The 19,087-nt window shown below is 63.1% G+C and carries 23 protein-coding genes and 3 tRNA genes; 20 read left to right on the top strand and 6 right to left on the bottom strand.

All coding sequences use genetic code 11. The features are described 5' to 3' along the window. Positions 1 to 141: 141 nt before the first annotated feature. A complete protein-coding gene (locus AC1DFC_RS27760; protein ID WP_007835881.1) occupies positions 142 to 774 on the bottom strand; it encodes a YiaD family glycine zipper/OmpA-like lipoprotein in 633 nt (210 codons plus the stop codon). A gap of 350 nt (positions 775 to 1,124) precedes the next feature. On the opposite strand from AC1DFC_RS27760, the gene AC1DFC_RS27755 reads away from it, so the two are divergent. The 3 genes from AC1DFC_RS27755 to greB all read left to right on the top strand — a co-directional run bounded on the left by AC1DFC_RS27755 (position 1,125) and on the right by greB (position 2,026). Further along, positions 1,125 to 1,201: transfer RNA gene (locus AC1DFC_RS27755), tRNA-Arg, on the top strand. 115 nt (positions 1,202 to 1,316) lie between these two features. Beyond that, a tRNA-Arg gene (locus tag AC1DFC_RS27750) sits at positions 1,317 to 1,393 on the top strand. A 57-nt stretch (positions 1,394 to 1,450) separates the two neighbouring features. Then, entirely contained in the window at positions 1,451 to 2,026 is a 576-nt protein-coding gene (greB, locus tag AC1DFC_RS27745; RefSeq protein WP_413335780.1) for a transcription elongation factor GreB, read from the top strand. A gap of 10 nt (positions 2,027 to 2,036) precedes the next feature. Here the strand turns inward: greB and AC1DFC_RS27740 are convergent, their stop codons facing one another. The 4 genes from AC1DFC_RS27740 to AC1DFC_RS27725 all read right to left on the bottom strand — a co-directional run bounded on the left by AC1DFC_RS27740 (position 2,037) and on the right by AC1DFC_RS27725 (position 6,187). After that, on the bottom strand, positions 2,037 to 4,292 hold the full coding sequence (locus AC1DFC_RS27740) for a RelA/SpoT family protein (protein ID WP_007835877.1): 2,256 nt from the start codon (positions 4,290 to 4,292) through the stop codon (positions 2,037 to 2,039). 93 nt (positions 4,293 to 4,385) lie between these two features. Next, positions 4,386 to 4,589, bottom strand: a complete 204-nt coding sequence (rpoZ, locus tag AC1DFC_RS27735) for a DNA-directed RNA polymerase subunit omega (protein WP_007835875.1) — start codon at positions 4,587 to 4,589, stop codon at positions 4,386 to 4,388. A gap of 39 nt (positions 4,590 to 4,628) precedes the next feature. Next, a complete protein-coding gene (gene gmk / locus AC1DFC_RS27730; protein WP_007835873.1) occupies positions 4,629 to 5,249 on the bottom strand; it encodes a guanylate kinase in 621 nt (206 codons plus the stop codon). A 14-nt stretch (positions 5,250 to 5,263) separates the two neighbouring features. After that, complete coding sequence (locus tag AC1DFC_RS27725) at positions 5,264 to 6,187, bottom strand: YicC/YloC family endoribonuclease (protein ID WP_007835871.1); 924 nt, start codon at positions 6,185 to 6,187, stop codon at positions 5,264 to 5,266. A gap of 91 nt (positions 6,188 to 6,278) precedes the next feature. On the opposite strand from AC1DFC_RS27725, the gene AC1DFC_RS27720 reads away from it, so the two are divergent. The 8 genes from AC1DFC_RS27720 (at position 6,279) to AC1DFC_RS27685 (ending at position 12,410) form a co-directional block, all read left to right on the top strand. Continuing rightward, positions 6,279 to 7,286 carry a serine/threonine protein kinase gene (locus tag AC1DFC_RS27720; RefSeq protein ID WP_042673779.1) on the top strand — a complete coding sequence of 336 codons (1,008 nt, stop codon included), beginning with the start codon at positions 6,279 to 6,281 and terminating at the stop codon, positions 7,284 to 7,286. 4 nt (positions 7,287 to 7,290) lie between these two features. Continuing rightward, a complete protein-coding gene (locus AC1DFC_RS27715) occupies positions 7,291 to 8,199 on the top strand; it encodes a PP2C family protein-serine/threonine phosphatase (protein WP_056595071.1) in 909 nt (302 codons plus the stop codon). Between the two features lie 41 nt (positions 8,200 to 8,240). Further along, positions 8,241 to 8,972 (top strand): ribonuclease PH, encoded by a 732-nt coding sequence (rph, locus tag AC1DFC_RS27710; RefSeq protein ID WP_478180410.1) that lies wholly within the window; start codon positions 8,241 to 8,243, stop codon positions 8,970 to 8,972. 3 nt (positions 8,973 to 8,975) lie between these two features. Continuing rightward, positions 8,976 to 9,575, top strand: coding sequence for a non-canonical purine NTP pyrophosphatase (locus AC1DFC_RS27705; RefSeq protein WP_007835863.1), 600 nt, complete (start codon positions 8,976 to 8,978; stop codon positions 9,573 to 9,575). After that, positions 9,575 to 10,837: a radical SAM family heme chaperone HemW gene (hemW, locus tag AC1DFC_RS27700; RefSeq protein ID WP_478180409.1), complete on the top strand. Its 1,263-nt coding sequence runs from the start codon at positions 9,575 to 9,577 to the stop codon at positions 10,835 to 10,837. The genes AC1DFC_RS27705 and hemW overlap by 1 nt, the downstream gene beginning before the upstream one ends. A 32-nt stretch (positions 10,838 to 10,869) precedes the next feature. Beyond that, positions 10,870 to 10,957, top strand: a tRNA-Ser gene (locus tag AC1DFC_RS27695). Positions 10,958 to 11,121: 164 nt separating this feature from the next. Next, the gene (locus AC1DFC_RS27690) at positions 11,122 to 11,571 is read left to right on the top strand and encodes a hypothetical protein (protein WP_478180408.1); all 450 of its coding nucleotides are present in this window, start codon (positions 11,122 to 11,124) and stop codon (positions 11,569 to 11,571) included. Positions 11,572 to 11,843: 272 nt separating this feature from the next. Then, a complete protein-coding gene (locus tag AC1DFC_RS27685; protein WP_478180407.1) occupies positions 11,844 to 12,410 on the top strand; it encodes a hypothetical protein in 567 nt (188 codons plus the stop codon). A gap of 9 nt (positions 12,411 to 12,419) precedes the next feature. Here the strand turns inward: AC1DFC_RS27685 and AC1DFC_RS27680 are convergent, their stop codons facing one another. After that, complete coding sequence (locus tag AC1DFC_RS27680; protein WP_478180406.1) at positions 12,420 to 12,683, bottom strand: helix-turn-helix domain-containing protein; 264 nt, start codon at positions 12,681 to 12,683, stop codon at positions 12,420 to 12,422. 110 nt (positions 12,684 to 12,793) lie between these two features. Between AC1DFC_RS27680 and AC1DFC_RS27675 the strand changes: the two genes are divergently transcribed. From AC1DFC_RS27675 to AC1DFC_RS27635, 9 genes are all read left to right on the top strand, one after another. Next, complete coding sequence (locus tag AC1DFC_RS27675) at positions 12,794 to 13,465, top strand: hypothetical protein (RefSeq protein WP_478180405.1); 672 nt, start codon at positions 12,794 to 12,796, stop codon at positions 13,463 to 13,465. A gap of 32 nt (positions 13,466 to 13,497) precedes the next feature. Beyond that, positions 13,498 to 14,634, top strand: coding sequence for a hypothetical protein (locus AC1DFC_RS27670; protein ID WP_478180404.1), 1,137 nt, complete (start codon positions 13,498 to 13,500; stop codon positions 14,632 to 14,634). 87 nt (positions 14,635 to 14,721) lie between these two features. Further along, the gene (locus tag AC1DFC_RS27665; RefSeq protein ID WP_478180403.1) at positions 14,722 to 15,741 is read left to right on the top strand and encodes a dienelactone hydrolase family protein; all 1,020 of its coding nucleotides are present in this window, start codon (positions 14,722 to 14,724) and stop codon (positions 15,739 to 15,741) included. A 140-nt stretch (positions 15,742 to 15,881) separates the two neighbouring features. After that, positions 15,882 to 16,223 (top strand): hypothetical protein, encoded by a 342-nt coding sequence (locus AC1DFC_RS27660; RefSeq protein ID WP_478180402.1) that lies wholly within the window; start codon positions 15,882 to 15,884, stop codon positions 16,221 to 16,223. A gap of 1 nt (position 16,224) precedes the next feature. After that, positions 16,225 to 17,148 carry a site-specific integrase gene (locus AC1DFC_RS27655; RefSeq protein WP_478180401.1) on the top strand — a complete coding sequence of 308 codons (924 nt, stop codon included), beginning with the start codon at positions 16,225 to 16,227 and terminating at the stop codon, positions 17,146 to 17,148. Between the two features lie 198 nt (positions 17,149 to 17,346). Beyond that, complete coding sequence (locus AC1DFC_RS27650; protein ID WP_478180400.1) at positions 17,347 to 17,526, top strand: MFS transporter; 180 nt, start codon at positions 17,347 to 17,349, stop codon at positions 17,524 to 17,526. Positions 17,527 to 17,541: 15 nt separating this feature from the next. Beyond that, entirely contained in the window at positions 17,542 to 17,715 is a 174-nt protein-coding gene (locus AC1DFC_RS27645; RefSeq protein ID WP_478180399.1) for a hypothetical protein, read from the top strand. Between the two features lie 55 nt (positions 17,716 to 17,770). Further along, complete coding sequence (locus tag AC1DFC_RS27640) at positions 17,771 to 17,950, top strand: hypothetical protein (protein ID WP_478180398.1); 180 nt, start codon at positions 17,771 to 17,773, stop codon at positions 17,948 to 17,950. 415 nt (positions 17,951 to 18,365) lie between these two features. Then, the coding region (locus tag AC1DFC_RS27635) for an aminotransferase class I/II-fold pyridoxal phosphate-dependent enzyme (RefSeq protein ID WP_478180397.1) at positions 18,366 to 19,087 on the top strand (722 nt) is incomplete at its 3' end.

The raw sequence follows: 19,087 nt of genomic DNA, 5'->3' as shown, positions 1-19,087 counted from the left end.
CCGGCCTGGTCTTCGATCCCAAGGCCTCGACGCCGGCCGAACTCACGCAGCGCATGGCGGCGCAGACGGAGCTCCGGGCGCCGATCCTCCGCCTCGGGATGGATCAAGCAGTAGCTGCCGTCCCGCGCGCCCTTGCATCGCCTACTGCGCAGCAGGCTTCAAATAGATTTCGACACGGCGATTCTGCGTGCGGCCTTCTTCGGAGGCATTGCTTGCCACCGGCTGTGTCTGGCCTCGTCCTTCGGCGGTCAGGCGGGTGTTCGCCACACCGCGATCGGCCAGGTAGGTCGCCACGCTTTGCGCGCGGCGCTGCGACAGAGCCATGTTGTGGTCCGGATTGCCGGTGCTGTCGGTATGGCCGACTACGCGCGCGTTGATCCTGGGCTCCTGCGAAATGGTCTGGGCCACACCGTCGAGCACGCTTCGGAACGAAGGCTTGATGGTCGCGCTGTCGGTGTCGAACGTGACATTGCTGGGAATGTTGACCATCAGCGAGCCGTCCGGCTGATCGGTGATCTGCGTGCCGGTGCCGGCCGTCTGGCCACTGAGCTTGTTGCGGATGTTGGTCCAGTTGTAGCCCACGCCGGCGCCGACCGCCGCGCCAACCGCTGCGCCGATCGCCGTGCTCTTCTTGTCGTGCCCGATGAGATTGCCGACACCGGCGCCGACGACGGCGCCTGTACCGGTGCCAACGGCCGTGTGAGTCCCTTGTTCGGTTGCACAGCCTGCGGCGAGTCCAGCTGCGAGTGCGAGTGAGATCAGCCCGAGTTTCATAATGGTCCCTTTCAGTTGTTTCCGTTGGATCGACTGCCTTGGCTGATGCTTTGCCAAGCGCAAGCGCGATCTGGAGAAGACAACTCGCGCACGGAGACAAAGGCCGACAGGCGGAACCGCTTCTTTGACTGTTGGCCCAGACCAGGTTTGGCAATCGTGAAATAGGTCGCGCCTGGAACGGCTCGTTACAGGCTTTCATGCGTTCAGAAGGGCGGTGCTGAACTGCGGGGCTCAAGGAGGCTCCGACGCACGATCCACGGAGCGACTGCCTCGAGCCCATCAGGGCCCGCTGCCACCTGTTCGCGCCTGTTTCGGGAAATTCCTCGAAACACGCTATAATGGAAGGCTTAGCGGCTGTAGCTCAGTTGGATAGAGTACTTGGCTACGAACCAAGGGGTCGTGGGTTCAATTCCTGCCAGCCGCACCATCACTGAAAATGCCCGAAAGATTCTTCTTCCGGGCATTTTTCTTTTGTGCCTTCGCGATGGATCGACCGGTGAAGTCCGAAAGGTCGATAAAAGCGGGCTATAATTGCAAGCTGTGCGGCTGTAGCTCAGTTGGATAGAGTACTTGGCTACGAACCAAGGGGTCGTGGGTTCAATTCCTGCCAGCCGCACCACTACAAGAAAAGCCCGCAACGAAAGTTGCGGGCTTTTTTCATTTGGAGGATTTTGCGATGAGCAAGGCATTCACCAAGGAAACCGACTCCGACGGAGATGACGACAGTGCCGATGGCGCGTCACCTCCGCTGCCTGCAGGCAGCAAGAACTACATCACGCCCGAAGGCTATGCGCGCCTGCGCGACGAACTGCTGCAGCTGATGGACGAGGAGCGGCCCAAGATCGTCGAAACCGTGCATTGGGCGGCCAAGAACGGTGATCGCTCCGAGAACGGCGACTACCTCTACGGCAAGAAGCGCCTGCGCGAGATCGACCGCCGCATCCGCTTTCTCACCAAGCGCCTCGAAATCGCGGAGGTCACCGATCCCTCGGTGCACCACGGCCATGACCAGGTTTTCTTCGGCGCGACAGTTCGCTATGTCGATGAGACGGGTGACGAGCGCAGCGTCACCATTCTCGGCATCGACGAAGCGGAAAGCGCGAAATCGCAGGTCAGCTGGATCTCGCCGATTGCGCGGGCACTGCTCAAGTCGCGCGAGGGCGATGTGGTGAAGCTTGTGACGCCCGGCGGGGCGCACGAAGTCGAGATTCTGTCGGTGAGCTATCCGGCGCCGCGCCCAGCGGCGGCGTAGCAGTCCTCAGTCAGGAGGCTGGAACCGTCCTGGAGGCGGTCAGCACCGACGCGGTACGCCGGGCCGCGCGCAGCACCGCATCCAGGTGCGTGCGGTCGCGCACGGCGATCACGAAGCGCAGGTCGGTCGAGTCCTGCGGGGTCTCGTCGGCCATTTCCACGTGTGTGATGTCGGCTTCCGCATCGGCCAGCGTGGCGGCGACGCGCGCCAGCACGCCCTTGTCGTTGCGCACGGTGATGACCACCCCGGTCTCGAAGGCACGCGTGGGTTCGTCCGCCCACTCGACCGCGAAGAAGCGTTCGCTGTCCTTGTGGCGCAGCCGCTGGCCGACGCCGCAGTCTTCCGTGTGCACCACCAGCCCTTCTCCATGGCCGAGATAGCCGACGATCTGGTCGCCAGGAATGGGCCGGCAGCACAGCGCAAACCGCACCGACGAGTTCTCGCTGCCATCCAGCGTGACCGCACCCTGCGACACGGTTTCGTGCGAGATGAAGCGCTCGCGGCTCAACAGCAGCGCATCGGGCCGTTCGCCCAGTTCGGAAAGCATCGCCACCAGCCGCTTCGCGACGATGCTGGCGATGCGCTTGCCCAGGCCGATGTCGGTCAGCAGCTCGGAGCGGGTGCGGTTGCCGGTGAAGCGCAGCAGCTTTTCCCACAGCGCCTGATGCTCTTCGTCTTCCTCGGGCAGCTTGCTCAGGCCTTCGGCGCGCAAGGCCTGCGCGAGCAGCTTTTCGCCCAGGCCTTCGGACTCGGCGTGCGCCAGCGTCTTCAGGTAGTGGCGGATCTTGGAGCGCGCCCGGCCGGTCCGCACGAACCCGAGCCAGGCCGGATTGGGCGTCGACACGGGCGCCGTGATCACCTCGACCACGTCGCCGTTCTTCAGCTCGGTGCGCAGCGGCACCTGGTCGCCGTTGATGCGCGCGGCCGAGGTGTGATCGCCGATGTTGCTGTGGATGGCATAGGCAAAGTCGACCACCGTGGCGCCGCGGGGCAGCGCCATGATCTGGCTCTTCGGCGTGAACACGTACACCGCGTCGGGGAACAGGTCGACCTTGACGTGGTCCCAGAACTCGGCCGCATCGCGCGTCTCGTCCTGGATGTCGAGCAGCGACTGCAGCCACTTGGTGCCCAGCCGGTCATTGCTGGCCGCGTTCGGCTCGGCGGCCTTGTACAGCCAGTGCGCGGCCACGCCCGATTCGGCCACCACGTGCATCGCCTCGGTGCGCAGCTGGAATTCCACGCTGACGCCGGCCGGGCCTACCAGCGTGGTGTGCAGCGACTGGTAGCCGTTGAGCTTGGCGATCGCAATGTGGTCCTTGAACTTGCCCGGCAGCGGCTTGTACATCTGGTGCAGGATGCCCAGGCCGGTATAGCAGGCGATCACGTTCGGCACGATCAGGCGGAAGCCGTAGATGTCGGTCACCTGGGCGAAGCTCAGGTGTTTTTCTTCCATCTTGCGGTAGATCGAATAGAGCGTTTTCTCGCGTCCTGCGATCCGCAGTGTCATGCCGGCGGCCGAGAACGCGGCCTCGACCTCTTTTTGCACCTTTTGGATCAGGTCGCGCCGACGGCCGCGCGCCTTGGCGACGGCCTTCGACAGCGTGGCGTAACGCCACGGTTTCAAATGCCGGAACGACAGCTCCTGCAGCTCGCGATAGGTCTGGTTCAGCCCGAGCCGGTGCGCGATGGGCGCGTAGATCTCGAGCGTCTCGCGCGAGATGCGGCCCCATTTTTCACGCGGCGCATCGGCCAGTGTGCGCATGTTGTGCGTACGGTCTGCCAGCTTGACGAGGATGACGCGCACGTCGCGCGCCATCGCCAGCAGCATCTTGCGGAACGACTCGGCCTGGTTTTCCTCGCGGGTGTTGAACTGCAGCTTGTCGAGCTTGGTCAGTCCGTCGACCAGTTCGGCAACCGGGGCGCCGAAGCGCTCGATGAGTTCGGGCTTGGTGACACCGCAGTCTTCGATGGCGTCGTGGAGCAGGGCGGCCATCAGCGCCTGCGCATCGAGCTTCCACTCGGCGCATTGCGCCGCCACGGCGATCGGGTGCGTGATGTAGGGCTCGCCGCTGTTGCGCAGCTGGCCCAGGTGGGCTTCGTCGGCGAAGCGGTAGGCGCGCCGGACCAGTTCGGTGTCTTCGGGGCTCAGGTAGTCGAGGCGCGCGGTCAATGCCGCGAAGCTCGCGGCGGCCGCGTTCAGCGCCGCCGGGCTCGGCTTCGGCGTGCCTTTGGGGGCATGGGACTGATGTTTGGCTACCGCGCTCATGGCTACCACTTTAGCGTGACCGCTCTGTGGACGCGTCCGGACATAAAAAAAGCACCGCTTCGCGGTGCCTTTTCGTTGCAGGGCTGCGTCAGATCAGCCCGGCACCTTCTTGAGCATTTCGAGGCCGATCTTGCCTTCGGCGATTTCGCGCAGGGCGGTCACGGCGGGCTTGTTCTTGCTCTCGATCTTGGGGGCATGGCCCTGGCTCAGCATGCGCGCACGGTAGGTGGCGGCCAGGACGAGCTGGAAACGGTTCGGAATATTGACGAGGCAATCTTCGACGGTGATGCGGGCCATGATGAGAATCTTTCGGTCTGGGAGCGGTGAACTCGGATATCAGGGGATGTTCAGTGCGGCGAATGTGTCGGCACGGGCACGGCGCTGTGCGGAATACCGGAGCCGCTGAGCGTGGACGATCGCCTTGAGATCGAAAAGTGCGCGCTCAAATAACTCGTTGATTATAACGAAGTCGAATTCCCCCGCCCGGGCCATCTCTTCGGCGGCGTTCTTCAGGCGCAATTCGATGACCGAGGCGCTGTCTTCGCCGCGCCGTTCGAGCCGGGAGCGCAGTTCCTCCCAGCTGGGGGGCAGGATGAAGATCATTACCGCGTTGGCAAAGGTCTTGCGGATCTGCAGGGCGCCCTGGAAGTCGATTTCGAGGATGACGTCCGCGCCCTGGGCGATCCGTTCCTCAATGGCCTTCTTGGAGGTGCCATAGCGGTGGCCGTGCACATGTGCCCACTCCACGAAGCCGTCGGCCGCGATCATTGCGTCGAACTCCGTCGGTGACGCAAAAAAGTACTCGCGGCCATGCTTTTCCTGTCCGCGCGGCGACCGGGTCGTGTGCGACACCGAAGGCTGCACGGCCGAGTCGAGTTCCATGAGCGCCTTGACCAGGCTCGATTTGCCGGCGCCGCTGGGCGCCGCCACCACGAAGATGTTGCCGGGGTAGTCCATTCTGTCGCTCGTCGTCATTCGATGTTCTGCACCTGCTCGCGCATCTGCTCGATCAGGACCTTCATGTCCACGCCGATGCGCGTGAGTTCCAGCGCCGCCGACTTCGAGCCCAGGGTATTGGCCTCGCGGTGCAGCTCCTGGATCAGGAAGTCGAGGCGCTTGCCGATCTCGCCGCCCTTCTTGAGCAGCCGCTCGATCTCGTCGAGGTGTGAATTCAGCCGCGTGAGCTCCTCGGCCACGTCGATGCGGATCGCAAAGGCGGTGGCCTCGGTCAGCGCGCGGTCCTGGGCCGCCTCGGGCAGCGTGCCGCCCGTGCCGGCGGTCAGGCCCATGGCCTCCTGCCAGCGCTCCAGGAAGCGGGTGCGCTGCTGTTCGACCAGCTGCGGCACCAGCGGACCGGCCTGCTGCACCAGGGTGCGCAGTTGGGCCAGGTGGGCTTCGAGCATCTTCGCCAGCCGGGCGCCTTCGCGCTGGCGGGCCGACATCAGGCCTTCGAGGGCCTTGCCGGCGACCTCGATCAGGTCGGGCCCCCAGTCGCCGCGGGCGGCGCTGTCACCGCCGGCCAGGCGCAGCACGTCGGCCACGCTCAGGTCGCGCGCGGCGGGCAGCCAGGCCTTGATGCTGTCCTGCACCCCGTTGAGCCGTTGGAGCAGCTTGACGGAGGGCTCGACCACGCCGGCCTGGGCTGTGTTCTCGATGGCGGCGCGCACCTCGACCTTGCCGCGCTTGAGCTTGCCCGTGAGCAGCTCGCGCAGCGCGGTCTCATGCTGGCGCAGCTCCTCGGGCAACTTGAAGGTGAGATCGAGGAAGCGGCTGTTGACCGAGCGGATTTCGACCCCGAGCCGGCCCCCGGCGGAAGGCCGTGCATCGGCTTCGGAGTGGCTGCCTGCGGACCCGTTCTGGCCGCTGGCGTAGCCGGTCATGCTGTAAACTGGCATTGCGCCTCACTGTGGTTTTGCTTGCATGCACCGAGGCGTCGGCACGGCGTTCGCTTGCCGCACCATCGCCTTCGGGCGAAACTCCCGGATTATGTCAAAGGTCAAGCCTACGCCCCTGTTGCCCGATACGGTCATTGGTGGTTACCGCGTTGTACGCCGGCTTTCCGCAGGTGGTTTCGGTGTCGTCTATCTCGCCATCGACCCCAGCGGACAGCAGGTGGCCATCAAGGAATACCTGCCGTCGTCGCTCGCCACCCGAGGCCCCGGTGAGCTCGCGCCGCAAGTGCCGCCCGAGAAATTGTCGCTCTACCGGCTGGGGCTCAAGAGCTTCTTCGAGGAGGGCCGCTCGCTCGCGCAGATCTCGCACGCCTCGGTGGTCAGCGTGCTCAACTTCTTCCGCGAGAACGAGACCGTCTACATGGTCATGAACTACCTGGAGGGCGCGACCCTGCAGGATTTCGTGGTCACCGCGCGAGACCTGAAAAAGCAGAAGGTGTTCCGCGAGTCGACCATCCGCTCGCTGTTCGACGAGATCCTGCGCGGCCTGCGCATCGTCCACCAGTACAAGATGCTGCACCTGGACATCAAGCCGGCCAACATCTTCGTCACCGACGACGACCGCGCCGTGCTGATCGACTTCGGCGCCGCGCGCGAAGTGCTCAGCAAGGAAGGCATCTTCATCCGCCCCATGTACACCCCCGGCTTCGCGGCCCCCGAGATGTACCGGCGCGACTCGTCGATGGGCCCCTGGACCGACATCTACGCCATCGGCGCCTGCATCTACGCCTGCATGCAGGGCTATCCGCCCAACGATGCGCCGCGGCGAATCGAGAAAGACCGGCTCAGCCTGTCGCTGTCGCGCCTGCGCGGCGTGTACTCCGACAACCTGATCGAGGTGGTCGAATGGTGCATGTCGCTCGACCCGCTGTCGCGCCCGCAATCGGTCTTCGCGCTGCAGAAGGAGTTGAGCCGCGAAGGCGAGCGCCGCTACACCAAGCTCACGGTGGGCGAGAAAGTGCGCCTGTCGATCGACAACATCCGCTCTTTCGACAAGAAGAGCCTGCCCAAGGCTGCTGCGCCCACCACGCGCCCCGCATGACATCATGAAATTCTCCGTCTTCCAGGTCAGCCGCAAGGGCGGGCGTCTCAAGAACGAAGACCGCATGGGCTATTGCTACACGCGGGAATCGGGGCTGTTCGTGCTGGCCGACGGCATGGGCGGCCATCCGGAAGGCGAGGTCGCGGCGCAGCTGGCGCTGCAGACCATCGCTGCGCTCTACCAGCGCGAGGCCCGCCCGACCGTGAAGGACGTGAAGGCCTTCCTGGCCGAATCGGCCATGGCCGCGCACCAGCAGATCATGCGCTACGCGAGCCACAAGGCCATGCTCGACACGCCGCGCACCACCGTTGTCGCGGCCGTGCTCCAGGGCACCACCGCGACATGGATGCACTGCGGCGATTCGCGCCTGTACGTCGTGCGCGACGGCCGCCTGCTGGTGCGCACGCGCGACCACTCGCACGCCGAACGCCCCAAGCCGCACGGCTCGGACATGCCCGTCAACCGCAACCTGCTGCTGACTTGCCTCGGCTCGCCGACCACGCCGCTGTTCGACATTGCGGCGCCGCTGCAGCTGCAGCGCGGCGACCGCATCATGCTGTGCTCCGACGGTGTCTGGGGCGTGCTCGACGACGAATTGATCGTGCACACGCTCTCCTCGGGCAAGCCCGTGTCCGATGCGGCTCCCGACCTCGCCGAGATGGCCCTGCGCAAGGGCGGTGCCCATAGCGACAACGTCACGCTCATTGCGCTCGAATGGGAAATGCCCGACAGCGCGGACGACCGCAGCGGCGTGTCCACCGAGACCATCGAAGACGGCGTGTTTGCCTCGACCATCCAGGCCGGCATGCCGGCGTCGGACAACGAGATCGACGACCTCGACGAAGACGCCATCGAGCGCTCCATCGCCGAGATCAACGAGGCCATTCGCCGTTCCGCCGCACGCAAGACCTGAGCGCGCGCGGCTTTTCTTTTTTCTTTCCAATTCCCGAACAAATGACTGCTTTCACGCGAAGCGGCGGCCGCGCCGCCGATCAATTGCGACCGGTGCACATCACCCGTGGCTTCACCATCCATGCCGAAGGCTCGGTGCTGATCGAGTTCGGCCAGACCCGCGTGCTGTGCACGGCCTCCGTCGAAGAGAAGGTGCCGCCGCACAAGAAGGGCAGCGGCGAAGGCTGGGTCACCGCCGAATACGGCATGCTGCCGCGCGCCACGCACACCCGCAGCAGCCGCGAGGCGGCCAAGGGCAAGCAGACCGGCCGCACGCAGGAAATCCAGCGCCTCATCGGCCGCTCGATGCGCGCCGTGTTCGACCTTGCCGTGCTCGGCGAGCGCACCATCCACCTCGACTGCGACGTGCTGCAGGCCGACGGCGGCACCCGCACCGCCGCCATCACCGGCGCCTTCGTGGCGGCGCAGGACGCGGTCAGCAAGCTGGTGGCCAGCGGCGCCATCGAGGCATCGCCCATCAAGGGGCACGTGGCCGCCATCTCGGTGGGCATCGTCGGCGGCACGCCGTTGCTCGACCTCGAATACACCGAAGACTCGGCCTGCGACACCGACATGAACGTCGTCATGACCGGCGCCGGCCACTTCGTCGAAGTGCAGGGCACGGCCGAAGGCGTGGCCTTCACGCGCGAAGAAATGAACATCCTGCTCGGCCTTGCCGAGAAGGGCATCGGCGAACTCGTGACCTTGCAGAAGCAGGCACTGCTCTCGAACTGACTCATGAAACTGGTTCTGGCTTCCAACAACGCAGGCAAGCTCGCCGAACTCCAGCAACTGTTTGCAGGGCTGGCCGTTACCCTGGTGCCGCAGTCGGCGCTGGGCGTGGGTGAGGCTGAAGAACCTTTCCGCACCTTCGTGGAGAACGCGCTGGCCAAGGCCCGCCACGCCAGCGCCGCCACTGGCCTGCCCGCCATCGCCGATGACGCGGGCCTTTGCGTCGATGCCTTCGGCGGCCTGCCGGGCGTCGACACCGCCTACTACGCCACGCAATTCGGCTACCCCAAGGGCGACGCCAACAATGTGAAGGCGCTGCTCGAGCAACTCGACGGCGTGGCCAACCGCCGCGCCGCGCTCGTGAGCACGCTGGTCGCGTTGCGCAGCCACGACGACCCCGAGCCGCTCATCGCCATCGGCCGCGTCGTCGGCGAGATCGCGCCCGCGCCCGTTGGCGACAACGGCTTCGGCTTCGACCCCGTCATGTACCTGCCGGCCTTCGGCAAGACCTTTGCCCAACTGCCGCCCGAGGTCAAGAACGCCCACAGCCACCGCGGCCGCGCGGCGCAGGCCATGTTGGCGCTGATGCGCGAGCGCTGGCTGTAATGGCCACCATCTTCCCGATCCAGCCGGCGCAGTCCACGGGAGCGCCGCAGGCCAACGACGTGCTGCATTGGATGCGGCCCGGTCCGCTGCAGCTCAGCGCGCTGCCGCCGCTGTCGCTCTACATCCACCTGCCGTGGTGCCTGCGCAAGTGCCCGTACTGCGACTTCAACTCGCACGAATGGCGCGCCGCGAGCGAAGCGGAGATCGACGGCATTCCCGAGCAGGCGTACATCGATTCGTTGGTGGCCGACCTCGATGCCGCACTGCCGCTCATCTGGGGCCGCACCGTCCACACCATCTTCATCGGCGGCGGCACGCCGAGCCTGTTTTCGCCGCAAGCCATCGACCGCCTGCTCGGCGATGTGCGTGCGCGCCTGAAGCTCACGCCCGATTGCGAGATCACGCTCGAAGCCAACCCCGGCACCTTCGAGCGCAATCGCTTCCGGGCCTACCGCGCGGCCGGCGTCACGCGCCTGTCGGTGGGCGTGCAGAGCTTCAACGACGAGCACCTGAAGGCGCTGGGCCGTGTGCACGATCGCGCCCAGGCCATTGCCGCGCTCGAAGAGGCTGCGAGCACCTTCGACACCTTCAACCTCGACCTGATGTACGCGCTGCCGGGCCAGACGCTCGAGGGCCTGGAAGCTGATCTGTCGCAGGCGCTGGCGCTCGCGCCGCCGCACCTGTCGGTGTACCACCTGACCATCGAACCCAACACCTGGTTCGCCAAGTTCCCGCCCACGCTGCCCGAGGACGACATCGCCTACGCCATGCTCGACCGCATCACCGAGCGCACCACTGCGGCCGGCATGTCGCGCTACGAGGTGTCGGCCTATGCGCGCGAAGGGCACCAGTGCGCGCACAACCTCAACTACTGGCAATTCGGCGACTACCTCGGCATTGGCGCCGGCGCGCACAGCAAGCTGAGCTTTGCGCACCGCATCGTGCGCCAGGTGCGCTTTCGCGAACCACGCCTGTACATGGAGAACGCACGCGCGGGCGCCGCCGTGTCGCAGAGCGACGAGGTGGCGCTGGCCGATCTGCCGTTCGAATTCATGCTCAATGCGCTGCGGCTGAAGCAGGGCTTCACGCTGCCGCAGTTCAGCGAACGCACGGGGCTGGCGATGACGTCGATCCAGCGTGGATTGGAAGAAGCCGAGCGCAAGGGGCTTGTGGCGCGCGACCTGTTCCGCGTGTGGCCGACCGAGCGCGGGCTGGATTTTCTGAGCGATCTGCAGGCGATGTTCCTGCCCGATGAAGCGTAGGGCAACGCCGTCGGCATAAAATCGACGGTTCCGGAGAGTTGGGTGAGTGGTTTAAACCAGCAGTCTTGAAAACTGCCGACGTGAAAGCGTCCGTGAGTTCGAATCTCACACTCTCCGCCAAAAATGCTTGCAAGTGATTGATAAATAAAAGCTTTTTAGCTTATCACGCTTCAGCTAGCAAAGCTACTATCAAAGGCTGTTGGCCGTCGATACGACTGTCTCCAACACCCTAGAATGCCGCACCGCAGATCCATCCACCGAAGGTGCGTTATTGGGGGCATCAATTGAGTGATTCCATTTCACAGCAGGACGCCACAGGCCTGAACTTTTGCGTGATTCCAGCAGACTGGAGCAGCAGTTATTTTGGTGAGTTGACTGTGGGCTGCGTAAGCCCAGGCGTTGCGTCCTTTGATGCCCAGGTCGACAAGCTGATCTTTCGCCATGAGGTGCTTGAGTTTCAGCTCAGCGGCCTGGACGAGCCAAAGCGCGGAAAGTTCTACGCGTCTGGTGACGCACCATATGTCGAAGAGTACGGTAGCTACGTTTGCGCGGAATCGATTCTTAGATACTCGAACCACCCTAACGAGCAGGTTCCAAGCCGCTTCACCTTCAACGCCCTGCCGGTCTTGGCGGGGACAAATCAACTCTGCTATGTGAGTATCAATTGGCGCGACCCGTTGGGTGTCTGGGTTGCTCACGGGTTGCTTCGGAGAAGAGCGACAGGCTGGGCCTGACCCAGGAAAAAGTCGCTGCCTGGCAAAGTTATTTGGTCACCCCCTAGCGGCCGCAGGCGGCTATGATTTGGTTGTCAAAGCGCTGTTTTCGCTCGCCGAAGCCAGGTTTTGACCGAGCGCACAGCAGTGCAGCAGACGCGAACTGAGGCCCAGAGCTTCAATCTCGCAGACCTTCTCCCTTCCTCTTTGCATTCCCTTCCGCGGCCAATGATTGGCAGGTCGGGCCGCTGCATGGGCGCTCGCTTCTTCAATCAACTAGGAGCTTCTTTCCCATGACAACCAAGACCAAGAACCCAGTCGCAACGAAAGCTGTGAAGTCCGCAACCTCCCCCAAGAGCGCTACCACGGAGGGAGGCTTGCCCGAGGGTTTCGTTTCGCCGTTCACTCGGGTCGAGATGCAGCCGAGCATTCGAATCGATGACGGCTTGAGCTGCATCGCGATGATCACGAACAAGCCGTTGGAAACGATCATGAACGATGCCATCAAGCACGGCCTGGCGCCGCATGGGCCGGACTGGCCGTATGCGCCGACTCTGGCCGCCATCCTGCGGCAGTACGGCTTCAAGGCAGAAGAGAAGGAATGCGCAACCATCGATGCGCTGCCGGACGTGGCGCTCATCACGGCGCTGTACAACCCAGCGAAACAGTTTGGCCGTTGGGTCCTGTGGCACCACGTTAGGGCCACAGAGAAGGTCAAGTCCTTCCACTACGTCATCGATCCTGCGTACTTTGTCGAGCCCAAGTTTTTTGTGACGACCGAGATTCAGAGGCTCATCACGCCGAAGTCGCCTATCTACTACCTAGAAATTTCCAAGGCGACGGCGAAAAGGAAGGCGTAGTAGAGGCGGCTAGCGCCGTGACGGATGCTTGCCGGGCGCGTTCAGTAGTTCTCCCGGCGGCACGCTCAGTGCATGAGCAATGCGGTAGATGTTGAACAGCGAGACGTTTTTAAGTCCACGTTCGATCTGGCTGATGTAAGTGACATGCATCTCGCTTGATTCGGCAAGCTGCTCTTGCGTCAACTTTTGCTCATCCCGAAGAGCGCGCACGGCATCACCAAAGCCAACCTGGACCTCTTCCTTGGTTGGCAGTTTGGCTATCGACTTCCGCATGGATGGAAGTCTGTTCAGGCATAGGCGATAAATCCATAGACGATGAATCTATATCTGGCAAACTGCGCATCCAATATAGATTCATAAATCTACAAACGGAGAAGACATCAATGAAGTTCCAACTACGCCCGCAGGAAACCGTCCTGTTCGAGGGCGACGGCACCTGGCTAAAGAGCAAGCTCAACGTGAAGGAGACCGAAGTCATCGTCACAAACGAGCGCCTAGTGATTGCCGCGAGCGGGCAAACCATCGAGAAGGCTGACATCGCATCCGTGAGCGAGGGTAAGCACGGCTTTGCGGCCAAGATCGAGTTCGCGCTGCGCACCGGTGCCACCGTCACTCTGATGGCTGCAAATGCTCATGGCTTCAAGGCTGCGGCGTTCATCCTGGCTGGTCAGGAGGAGGGTGGCTCGATGCCCGCCGCGCCGGAGCTGTCGCAGGTCAAGAACGGTACAGCCTGGGTTGCTGCACTCGGCCCGCTCTTCACCGCAATCATCGTGGCGATCCTTGCAGTGCTGCTCTGGGGCAACCCAGACAACTGGGGCTGGCTCATGTTGATTCAGATCTTCCTGCTGCGTGTGGCTCTCATGTGGCTGTTCCTGCGCATCGACTGCTTGTCGCTTCAGAAGCAAGGCTATGCGGTCAAGCAGCTTGGTCTAGCCGACCCCATCACGCTGCCGTACTACCTCTTCAGCCGGGCAAGGGTCTTCGGCCATAGCAAGTTGTACGGTATTACGTGGTGCGTGCTCCTCGCCCTCGACATCCTGCTGGTGTTCGCATGAGGCCCGCTATGTTGATACGAGCTACGTTGGCCGTGAGTCTTGCAGCGTTGGCGCCATCTGTGTTCGCGCAGACACCTCAGTTCAACTGCCCCATCCGCCTGGAGCTTCTGACCGAGATAGACGGCGCGGGCGTGGGCGGGCTGGACAGAATCATCTACGGCGTGCGTGCGCGAGACTGGAAGCCCGAGTTCCTCGACCAGGCGCTTCGCCGCTATGAGGCATGCCAAGCCGCCGCTCCCGGCCCGCAATCGCTCAAGGATGCTGAGCGTGCCGATGCGCTGCGACAGTTCCCGTTGCTCAAGGGCTCGCTGCAGCAGCGCGACCACCTGTTGGCTCAGGAGGTCCGGCAGGCCAGTGCCCAGACCGCAGTGGCTCAGAGCGGCGCGGCGCAGGTTGGCCAGCGGGATGGTGTGTTGGCCTGGGCCTATGTGCAGCGGCGCGCCGGCAGCGCGTCAGATGAGCCGCCGTTCACCATCACGTGCGCCGAGCCGAACCAACTGCCCCGCGACCTTCTAACGCTGTCACCGCAAAGTCAATTGGAGTTGCCGAAGTTCTACGCCGCCTGCGTTCAAGCCCAACAACTTGTCGGTGGCCCGAGCGCGACCTTGTTCAAAGAGAGCATCGACGAGCTGGCCCGAGAGCGTCAGGCGCAGGCCGGGTTCCTCGCCAGTGTGCGCACGTTGGTGGCTGCACCACCGCAACAGCAGACCCACCAGAGCGTGTCGGCGCTGGAGAAGGCCAATCGCTTCCAGTCGAGCAGCGAGCCTGCGGTGAACGCCGCAGCGAAGCAACTCGCCACGGTTCGACAGCAGGTCGATGCTCGGGAGTGCGCGGCGCACGGCAAGCAAGCCGGAATTCCCAAAGACCTGCTGAAGGCGCAGTACCTCATCGAGTGGGCTACGCCGGCACCGCTTGTCGGGATGGCTTGCGTTGCTGCGCGCAACAGAGTGCCGTTTCGGTTCAGCGCGAAAAGCTTGCTGTCCAAGGACAGCTTTGAAATGAAGGGCACCCCAGGCGTCAAGGTAGTCCTGGGTCGGCAGGACACGGCCGAAGGCACCACGCTGCTGGTGCCACTGGAAGGCACGGTTCAGGGCAAGACCTTCGCGGTCACACGACAGAACCTCCAGGTACTGGCACAGCAGATTCGCCTCGCGCTCAAGAGTCAGTAGCGGGCAATCCAACACCGCCTCCCGCCGACCGCGCACCCACTGCGTTGCGGTCGGACTCCATATCCCCTCCCATCGAATGAGGACCTCATGAAGAAGATCGCCATCCCGCTTCTTGTGTCTCTGCTGATCGCGGTTTCTGGCGCCTCCCGTGCGCAGGCCCCGCAACAGGACATCACGTTCCGGCCGAACGGCCTCGAACAATCTTACGTTCTCGGCTACAACTGCTGGGGCTTCTGGGCCACGCCCAGCTTTAAGTGCTCCTCGATCCAGATTCCGGCCTACATGGGTCGCGCCAAGGACGGCAGCCGCAAGGCACTGGTGATCTTGAGTGGCAACGCCGGCGGGCTGGACAAGCGGCACGGTGACTACGCGCGCTTCCTGATGGAGCACAACATTAATGCCGTGGTGCTCGACAGCTTTGCGGCACGCGGCCAGTCCGGTGGCACGCCGGCCGATCTTTCCACGGGCCGCACCAAGGGGCTGGATGGCTTCAACATGTCAATCGACGCGATGGTCGCTGCAGCAACGTTCGGCGCGATGCCTGAATGGATGAACGCCAAGATCGGCTATATGGGAGAAAGCATGTCGGGGGCGTCGGCGATCAACGTCGTGCGACCTTACATCGGGCAGATCGTCAAACAACAAACGGGCAAGCTGCGCGACTTCGACGCCGTTGTCGCCATCTACCCGTCCTGCATCGAAAAGAACACGATAGAGAGGTTCAAGAAGAGCCCGTTCCTGATCATCCACGGAGAGAAGGACGACATCGCCCTTGCTTCCGAGTGCGAGCGGCAGGTCACGTGGATGAACGCGCGTGGCGGCAGTGCGGAAATCATGATCATCCCGGATGAATATCACGACTTCGACGGGCCATGGCGTCTGCGAAGAGCTGGCGCCGAAAACACCAGCAAGTGCGCCAACACCCGCACTGGCGAAAAGTTCGTGCTGGATGCCACCGGCCAGGAGTTTCCGGGGACGCCGGAGGGTTACACCGCGATGCGCGATTCCTGCAAGTTCCGTGGCCACATGAGCGGCCATCGCGACAAAGAACGTGTCGGCTACGACCTCTGGCTCGCGCACTTTCAGAAGTACTTGCAGAACGACTGATGTAGCAACACCAGTCGAGTCGTCGCCGTAGCCATCTACGGCATCCCCTCACAGAGCACGCCGCTCGCGCCATCAGGTGCGGCCGGCGTGCTTTGTCGTTTCTGAGTTCCCGCAAATCAACCTCAACCCAAGGAGTTCCCATGTCGAACGAAAAAGTGCCTGTGCACCCCCAGGATGTTCAAGCCCTCAGATCCAATAAGCCGCTTCTGGATCTCGGACAGATCGTATCTACGCCGGCAGTGCTCGCCCATCTGGAAAAGCATGCCGTGTTTCCTGCCGCACTACTGTCGCGACACCAGCATGGCGACTGGGGCAATGTGGATGCGGAAGATGCGAAAGCCAACGACCAAGCCGTCCTGTCGGGAGCCCGGGTGATTAGCTCCCGCACCGTGGCGGGTGCGGTGATCTGGGTCATCACGGAGGCGGTAGGCGATGGCGGCACCCGGGCCAGCACCTGCATGTTGTTTCCTGAAGAATATTGACATGGCATCCAGTACGAAAGCCAAGGCGTCCGCCTTGGTACAAAGCTACGCCGCCGCCTCGACATCCGAATCCAGCCGGCGAAGCTACGCGCAGGACATGCGCCATTTCAAGGCATGGGGCGGGAAGGTGCCAGCTACGACAGAAATGGTGGCTGAGTACATCGCTTCTTGCGGCGGCAATTTGAAGGTCAGCACCATCGAGCACCGCCTGATTGCGATTGACCGTGCGCATCAAGAGCGAGGCTTGAAAAGTCCCACCAAGGCGCCCTTGGTCAAACGAACGATGGAGGGCATTCGACGCAGCTTTGGTGTTGCGCCGCGACGTGTGCGAGCGCTGGTGAAAGATGATCTTGTCGAAATCCTGGTAAGTGTCGCCAAGCAAAAGCCGCTCAAGGCGGCGCGCGACAAGGCAATCTTGCTGCTGGGATGGGCTGCGGCTCTGCGGCGGTCTGAGCTGGTGGCGCTGACGGTGAGCGATGTTGTGAGGCACGAAACTGGTTGCGATCTGCTGATTCGGAAATCGAAGACCGATCAGCGAGGCGAGGGGCAAATGGTGTTCGTTCCGATGGCGAAGTCCAAGGACAGGTGCCCTGTCTTGGCATTGAACGCATGGTTGGAGATGGCGGAAATCACCACTGGACCGCTGTTTCGGCAGGTCAGCCGCCACGACTACTTGGTGGGAGATCGGGGCCTGACTCCGCAGGCGGTGGCCCAGATAGTGCAGGCGGCTGTCAAAGCGGCGAGAGGCTCGGATGCAGCAGCCGAGTGTGCGGCGCATTCATTGCGAGCTGGATTTGTGACGGAGGCGGCGGCGAGTGGCGTGCCAGTCAGCGAAATAATGAACACCACTCGACACGTCTCGGTGGCCACACTGTATGTCTACATCCGGCCCATAGAAAAGCGACGAGCACGGAGCTTACTTTGAGGCGCGTACCCATTCCGTGGCAAGGACCCTTCGCAAAGCAGCTATTAGTCAATGCGTGCAGGCACTGAGCGCAGGGGACCCAATCGAAAACGGCCTATGTGGGGCATCTGGACCTGGTGGCACTGAGGAAAAGATCACTGTTCCCTGAATGCCATCGCCGCGCAACTGAAGGGGACGTACTGGGTGGGCCTGGTGTTCATGAGCATCTATCTCACCACCCATCTGAAGTACGACAAGACGACTGTCTACTGGATCATGATGGCCGCGGTCGGCGTGACCGTGGCCATCCTCATGCCGTTCTGGTGCGGCCTCTCGGACCGATGGGGGCGTCGCCGGGTCCTGGGCATTGGCTTCCTGGGCTACATGCTGCTTGTGTAGCCCATGAAGGTCTTGATGGCTCAGCAGAGCATCGGCCTGGTGGCGCTGGCCATGTTCATCATCGCGTTGCCTCTTTCTATCATGCAATCCGTCGGCTATCCAACCTACGCGGAGCAATTTCCGACGCGCATCCGATACACCGGAATGGCCATCAGCTTCAATATCGGCGCGATCCTCGGAGGGGCCTGACTCCGTATGTGGCCACAAGCTTGATTGCGTTCACTGGCAACTTGAAAGCCCCGCCATGCTGCTGATAGCGGCGGCGATTTCCAGCTTGCTTGCATTGCTGACCGTGTGGGAAACCGTGAAGGATCGTCTGGTGCTGCCGACGTGGAGAAAGCAGCTTGCCGCAGAGGGAGAGTGGGAGGAGGAGCAAGGGGGCGGGACTTGTGTGTTACCCGATTCTTGCTTGGAGCGGCGTTAGTTCGGGCACTTTCGCTCGATAGCGCCAGCGCCACACCGAAAGGTCGATCCATCGACGCCCGCTCTGTGTCCAAGGCCATCGGGGATCCAAATTTCACCTTGGTCCCGCGTACCCTGCACTCTCTTCTCGTGGTTCTGTTTTCATTCGTCAGGGTGGCCTCTGCTGCTCCCGCGACGAGCCCGTGTGGCTTGCCGAGCCTGAAATCTTTGCTACACGGCATGGCCTCACGCGGCGACAAGCAAAAGCCCACCGCTGCACCACGGAGCATCTGCATCGATCTGAACCTCTAAGGCCCCGGATATCGCCGCCCCATAAGGAAATACGGCACCCCTAGAGCAACGACGTCTTTGCTTGGGCGCCATCGAAGTCCTACCGTTACGCCGTCGATATCGATTGCAACCGTAGAGGAATTCAAGTGAGCCCGTCCCGCATCTCCAGGCGCATCCGGCGCATCAAGCCTTCCCCCAGCAGTGCGGCCGCAGACCGCTTCGCCGAACTCCGTAGGGCTGGCAAGGACATCATCAACCTTGCCATTGGTGAACCCGATTTCGATACACCTGCCCACATCCGGGAAGCGGGCTGCAAGGCCATCGAACGCGGCGAGACGCGCTACACGCCCGTTGCCGGCACGCTTACCCTGCGCGAAGCCATCGCGGCCAAGCTCCAGCGCGAGAACGGGCTGACGTACAGCCCGCGCGAAATCATCGTCACGGTCGGCGCCAAGCATGCGCTGTTCAACGCACTGTCGGTAACGGTCGAAGAGGGGCACGAGGTGATCGTGCCGGCGCCGTACTGGGTGTCGTACCCCGACATGGTGCTGGCCTGCGACGGCACACCAGTCACCGTGGCCTGCAAGGAAGAAGACGATTTCAGGCTAACGCCCGAGGCGCTCGAGGCGGCCATCACGTCGAACACGCGCTGGCTCGTTTTCAACTCGCCCACCAATCCCACGGGCACGACCTACACCGCCGAACAGTTGCGCGCGCTGGCCGACGTGCTGATGCGCCACCCCCAGGTCATGGTGCTGACCGACGACATCTACGAGCACATCCGCTTCACCGAAGCCGCGGCGCCGCATCTGCTGGCCATCGAGCCGGGCCTGCGCGACCGCACGCTGGTGGTGAACGGCGTGTCGAA

It is taken from the genome of Variovorax sp. 10L421 (assembly GCF_056395365.1).
This window is presented reverse-complemented; position numbering and strand designations above follow the sequence as displayed.

Excerpts from the sequence above, each read along its gene's own strand:
- gmk (WP_007835873.1), bottom strand. The coding sequence starts at position 5,249 with ATGGACTACCCCGGCAACATCTTCGTGGTGGCGGCGCCCAGCGGCGCC.
- AC1DFC_RS27720 (WP_042673779.1), top strand. The coding sequence starts at position 6,279 with ATGTCAAAGGTCAAGCCTACGCCCCTGTTGCCCGATACGGTCATTGGT.
- AC1DFC_RS27665 (WP_478180403.1), top strand. The coding sequence starts at position 14,722 with ATGAAGAAGATCGCCATCCCGCTTCTTGTGTCTCTGCTGATCGCGGTT.
- AC1DFC_RS27650 (WP_478180400.1), top strand. The coding sequence starts at position 17,347 with ATGAGCATCTATCTCACCACCCATCTGAAGTACGACAAGACGACTGTC.
- AC1DFC_RS27715 (WP_056595071.1), top strand. The coding sequence starts at position 7,291 with ATGAAATTCTCCGTCTTCCAGGTCAGCCGCAAGGGCGGGCGTCTCAAG.
- AC1DFC_RS27740 (WP_007835877.1), bottom strand. The coding sequence starts at position 4,292 with ATGAGCGCGGTAGCCAAACATCAGTCCCATGCCCCCAAAGGCACGCCG.
- AC1DFC_RS27725 (WP_007835871.1), bottom strand. The coding sequence starts at position 6,187 with ATGCCAGTTTACAGCATGACCGGCTACGCCAGCGGCCAGAACGGGTCC.
- AC1DFC_RS27660 (WP_478180402.1), top strand. The coding sequence starts at position 15,882 with ATGTCGAACGAAAAAGTGCCTGTGCACCCCCAGGATGTTCAAGCCCTC.
- rph (WP_478180410.1), top strand. The coding sequence starts at position 8,241 with ATGACTGCTTTCACGCGAAGCGGCGGCCGCGCCGCCGATCAATTGCGA.
- rpoZ (WP_007835875.1), bottom strand. The coding sequence starts at position 4,589 with ATGGCCCGCATCACCGTCGAAGATTGCCTCGTCAATATTCCGAACCGT.
- hemW (WP_478180409.1), top strand. The coding sequence starts at position 9,575 with ATGGCCACCATCTTCCCGATCCAGCCGGCGCAGTCCACGGGAGCGCCG.
- AC1DFC_RS27640 (WP_478180398.1), top strand. The coding sequence starts at position 17,771 with ATGCTGCTGATAGCGGCGGCGATTTCCAGCTTGCTTGCATTGCTGACC.
- AC1DFC_RS27675 (WP_478180405.1), top strand. The coding sequence starts at position 12,794 with ATGAAGTTCCAACTACGCCCGCAGGAAACCGTCCTGTTCGAGGGCGAC.
- AC1DFC_RS27685 (WP_478180407.1), top strand. The coding sequence starts at position 11,844 with ATGACAACCAAGACCAAGAACCCAGTCGCAACGAAAGCTGTGAAGTCC.
- AC1DFC_RS27655 (WP_478180401.1), top strand. The coding sequence starts at position 16,225 with ATGGCATCCAGTACGAAAGCCAAGGCGTCCGCCTTGGTACAAAGCTAC.
- AC1DFC_RS27645 (WP_478180399.1), top strand. The coding sequence starts at position 17,542 with ATGGCTCAGCAGAGCATCGGCCTGGTGGCGCTGGCCATGTTCATCATC.
- AC1DFC_RS27705 (WP_007835863.1), top strand. The coding sequence starts at position 8,976 with ATGAAACTGGTTCTGGCTTCCAACAACGCAGGCAAGCTCGCCGAACTC.
- AC1DFC_RS27680 (WP_478180406.1), bottom strand. The coding sequence starts at position 12,683 with ATGCGGAAGTCGATAGCCAAACTGCCAACCAAGGAAGAGGTCCAGGTT.
- greB (WP_413335780.1), top strand. The coding sequence starts at position 1,451 with ATGAGCAAGGCATTCACCAAGGAAACCGACTCCGACGGAGATGACGAC.
- AC1DFC_RS27760 (WP_007835881.1), bottom strand. The coding sequence starts at position 774 with ATGAAACTCGGGCTGATCTCACTCGCACTCGCAGCTGGACTCGCCGCA.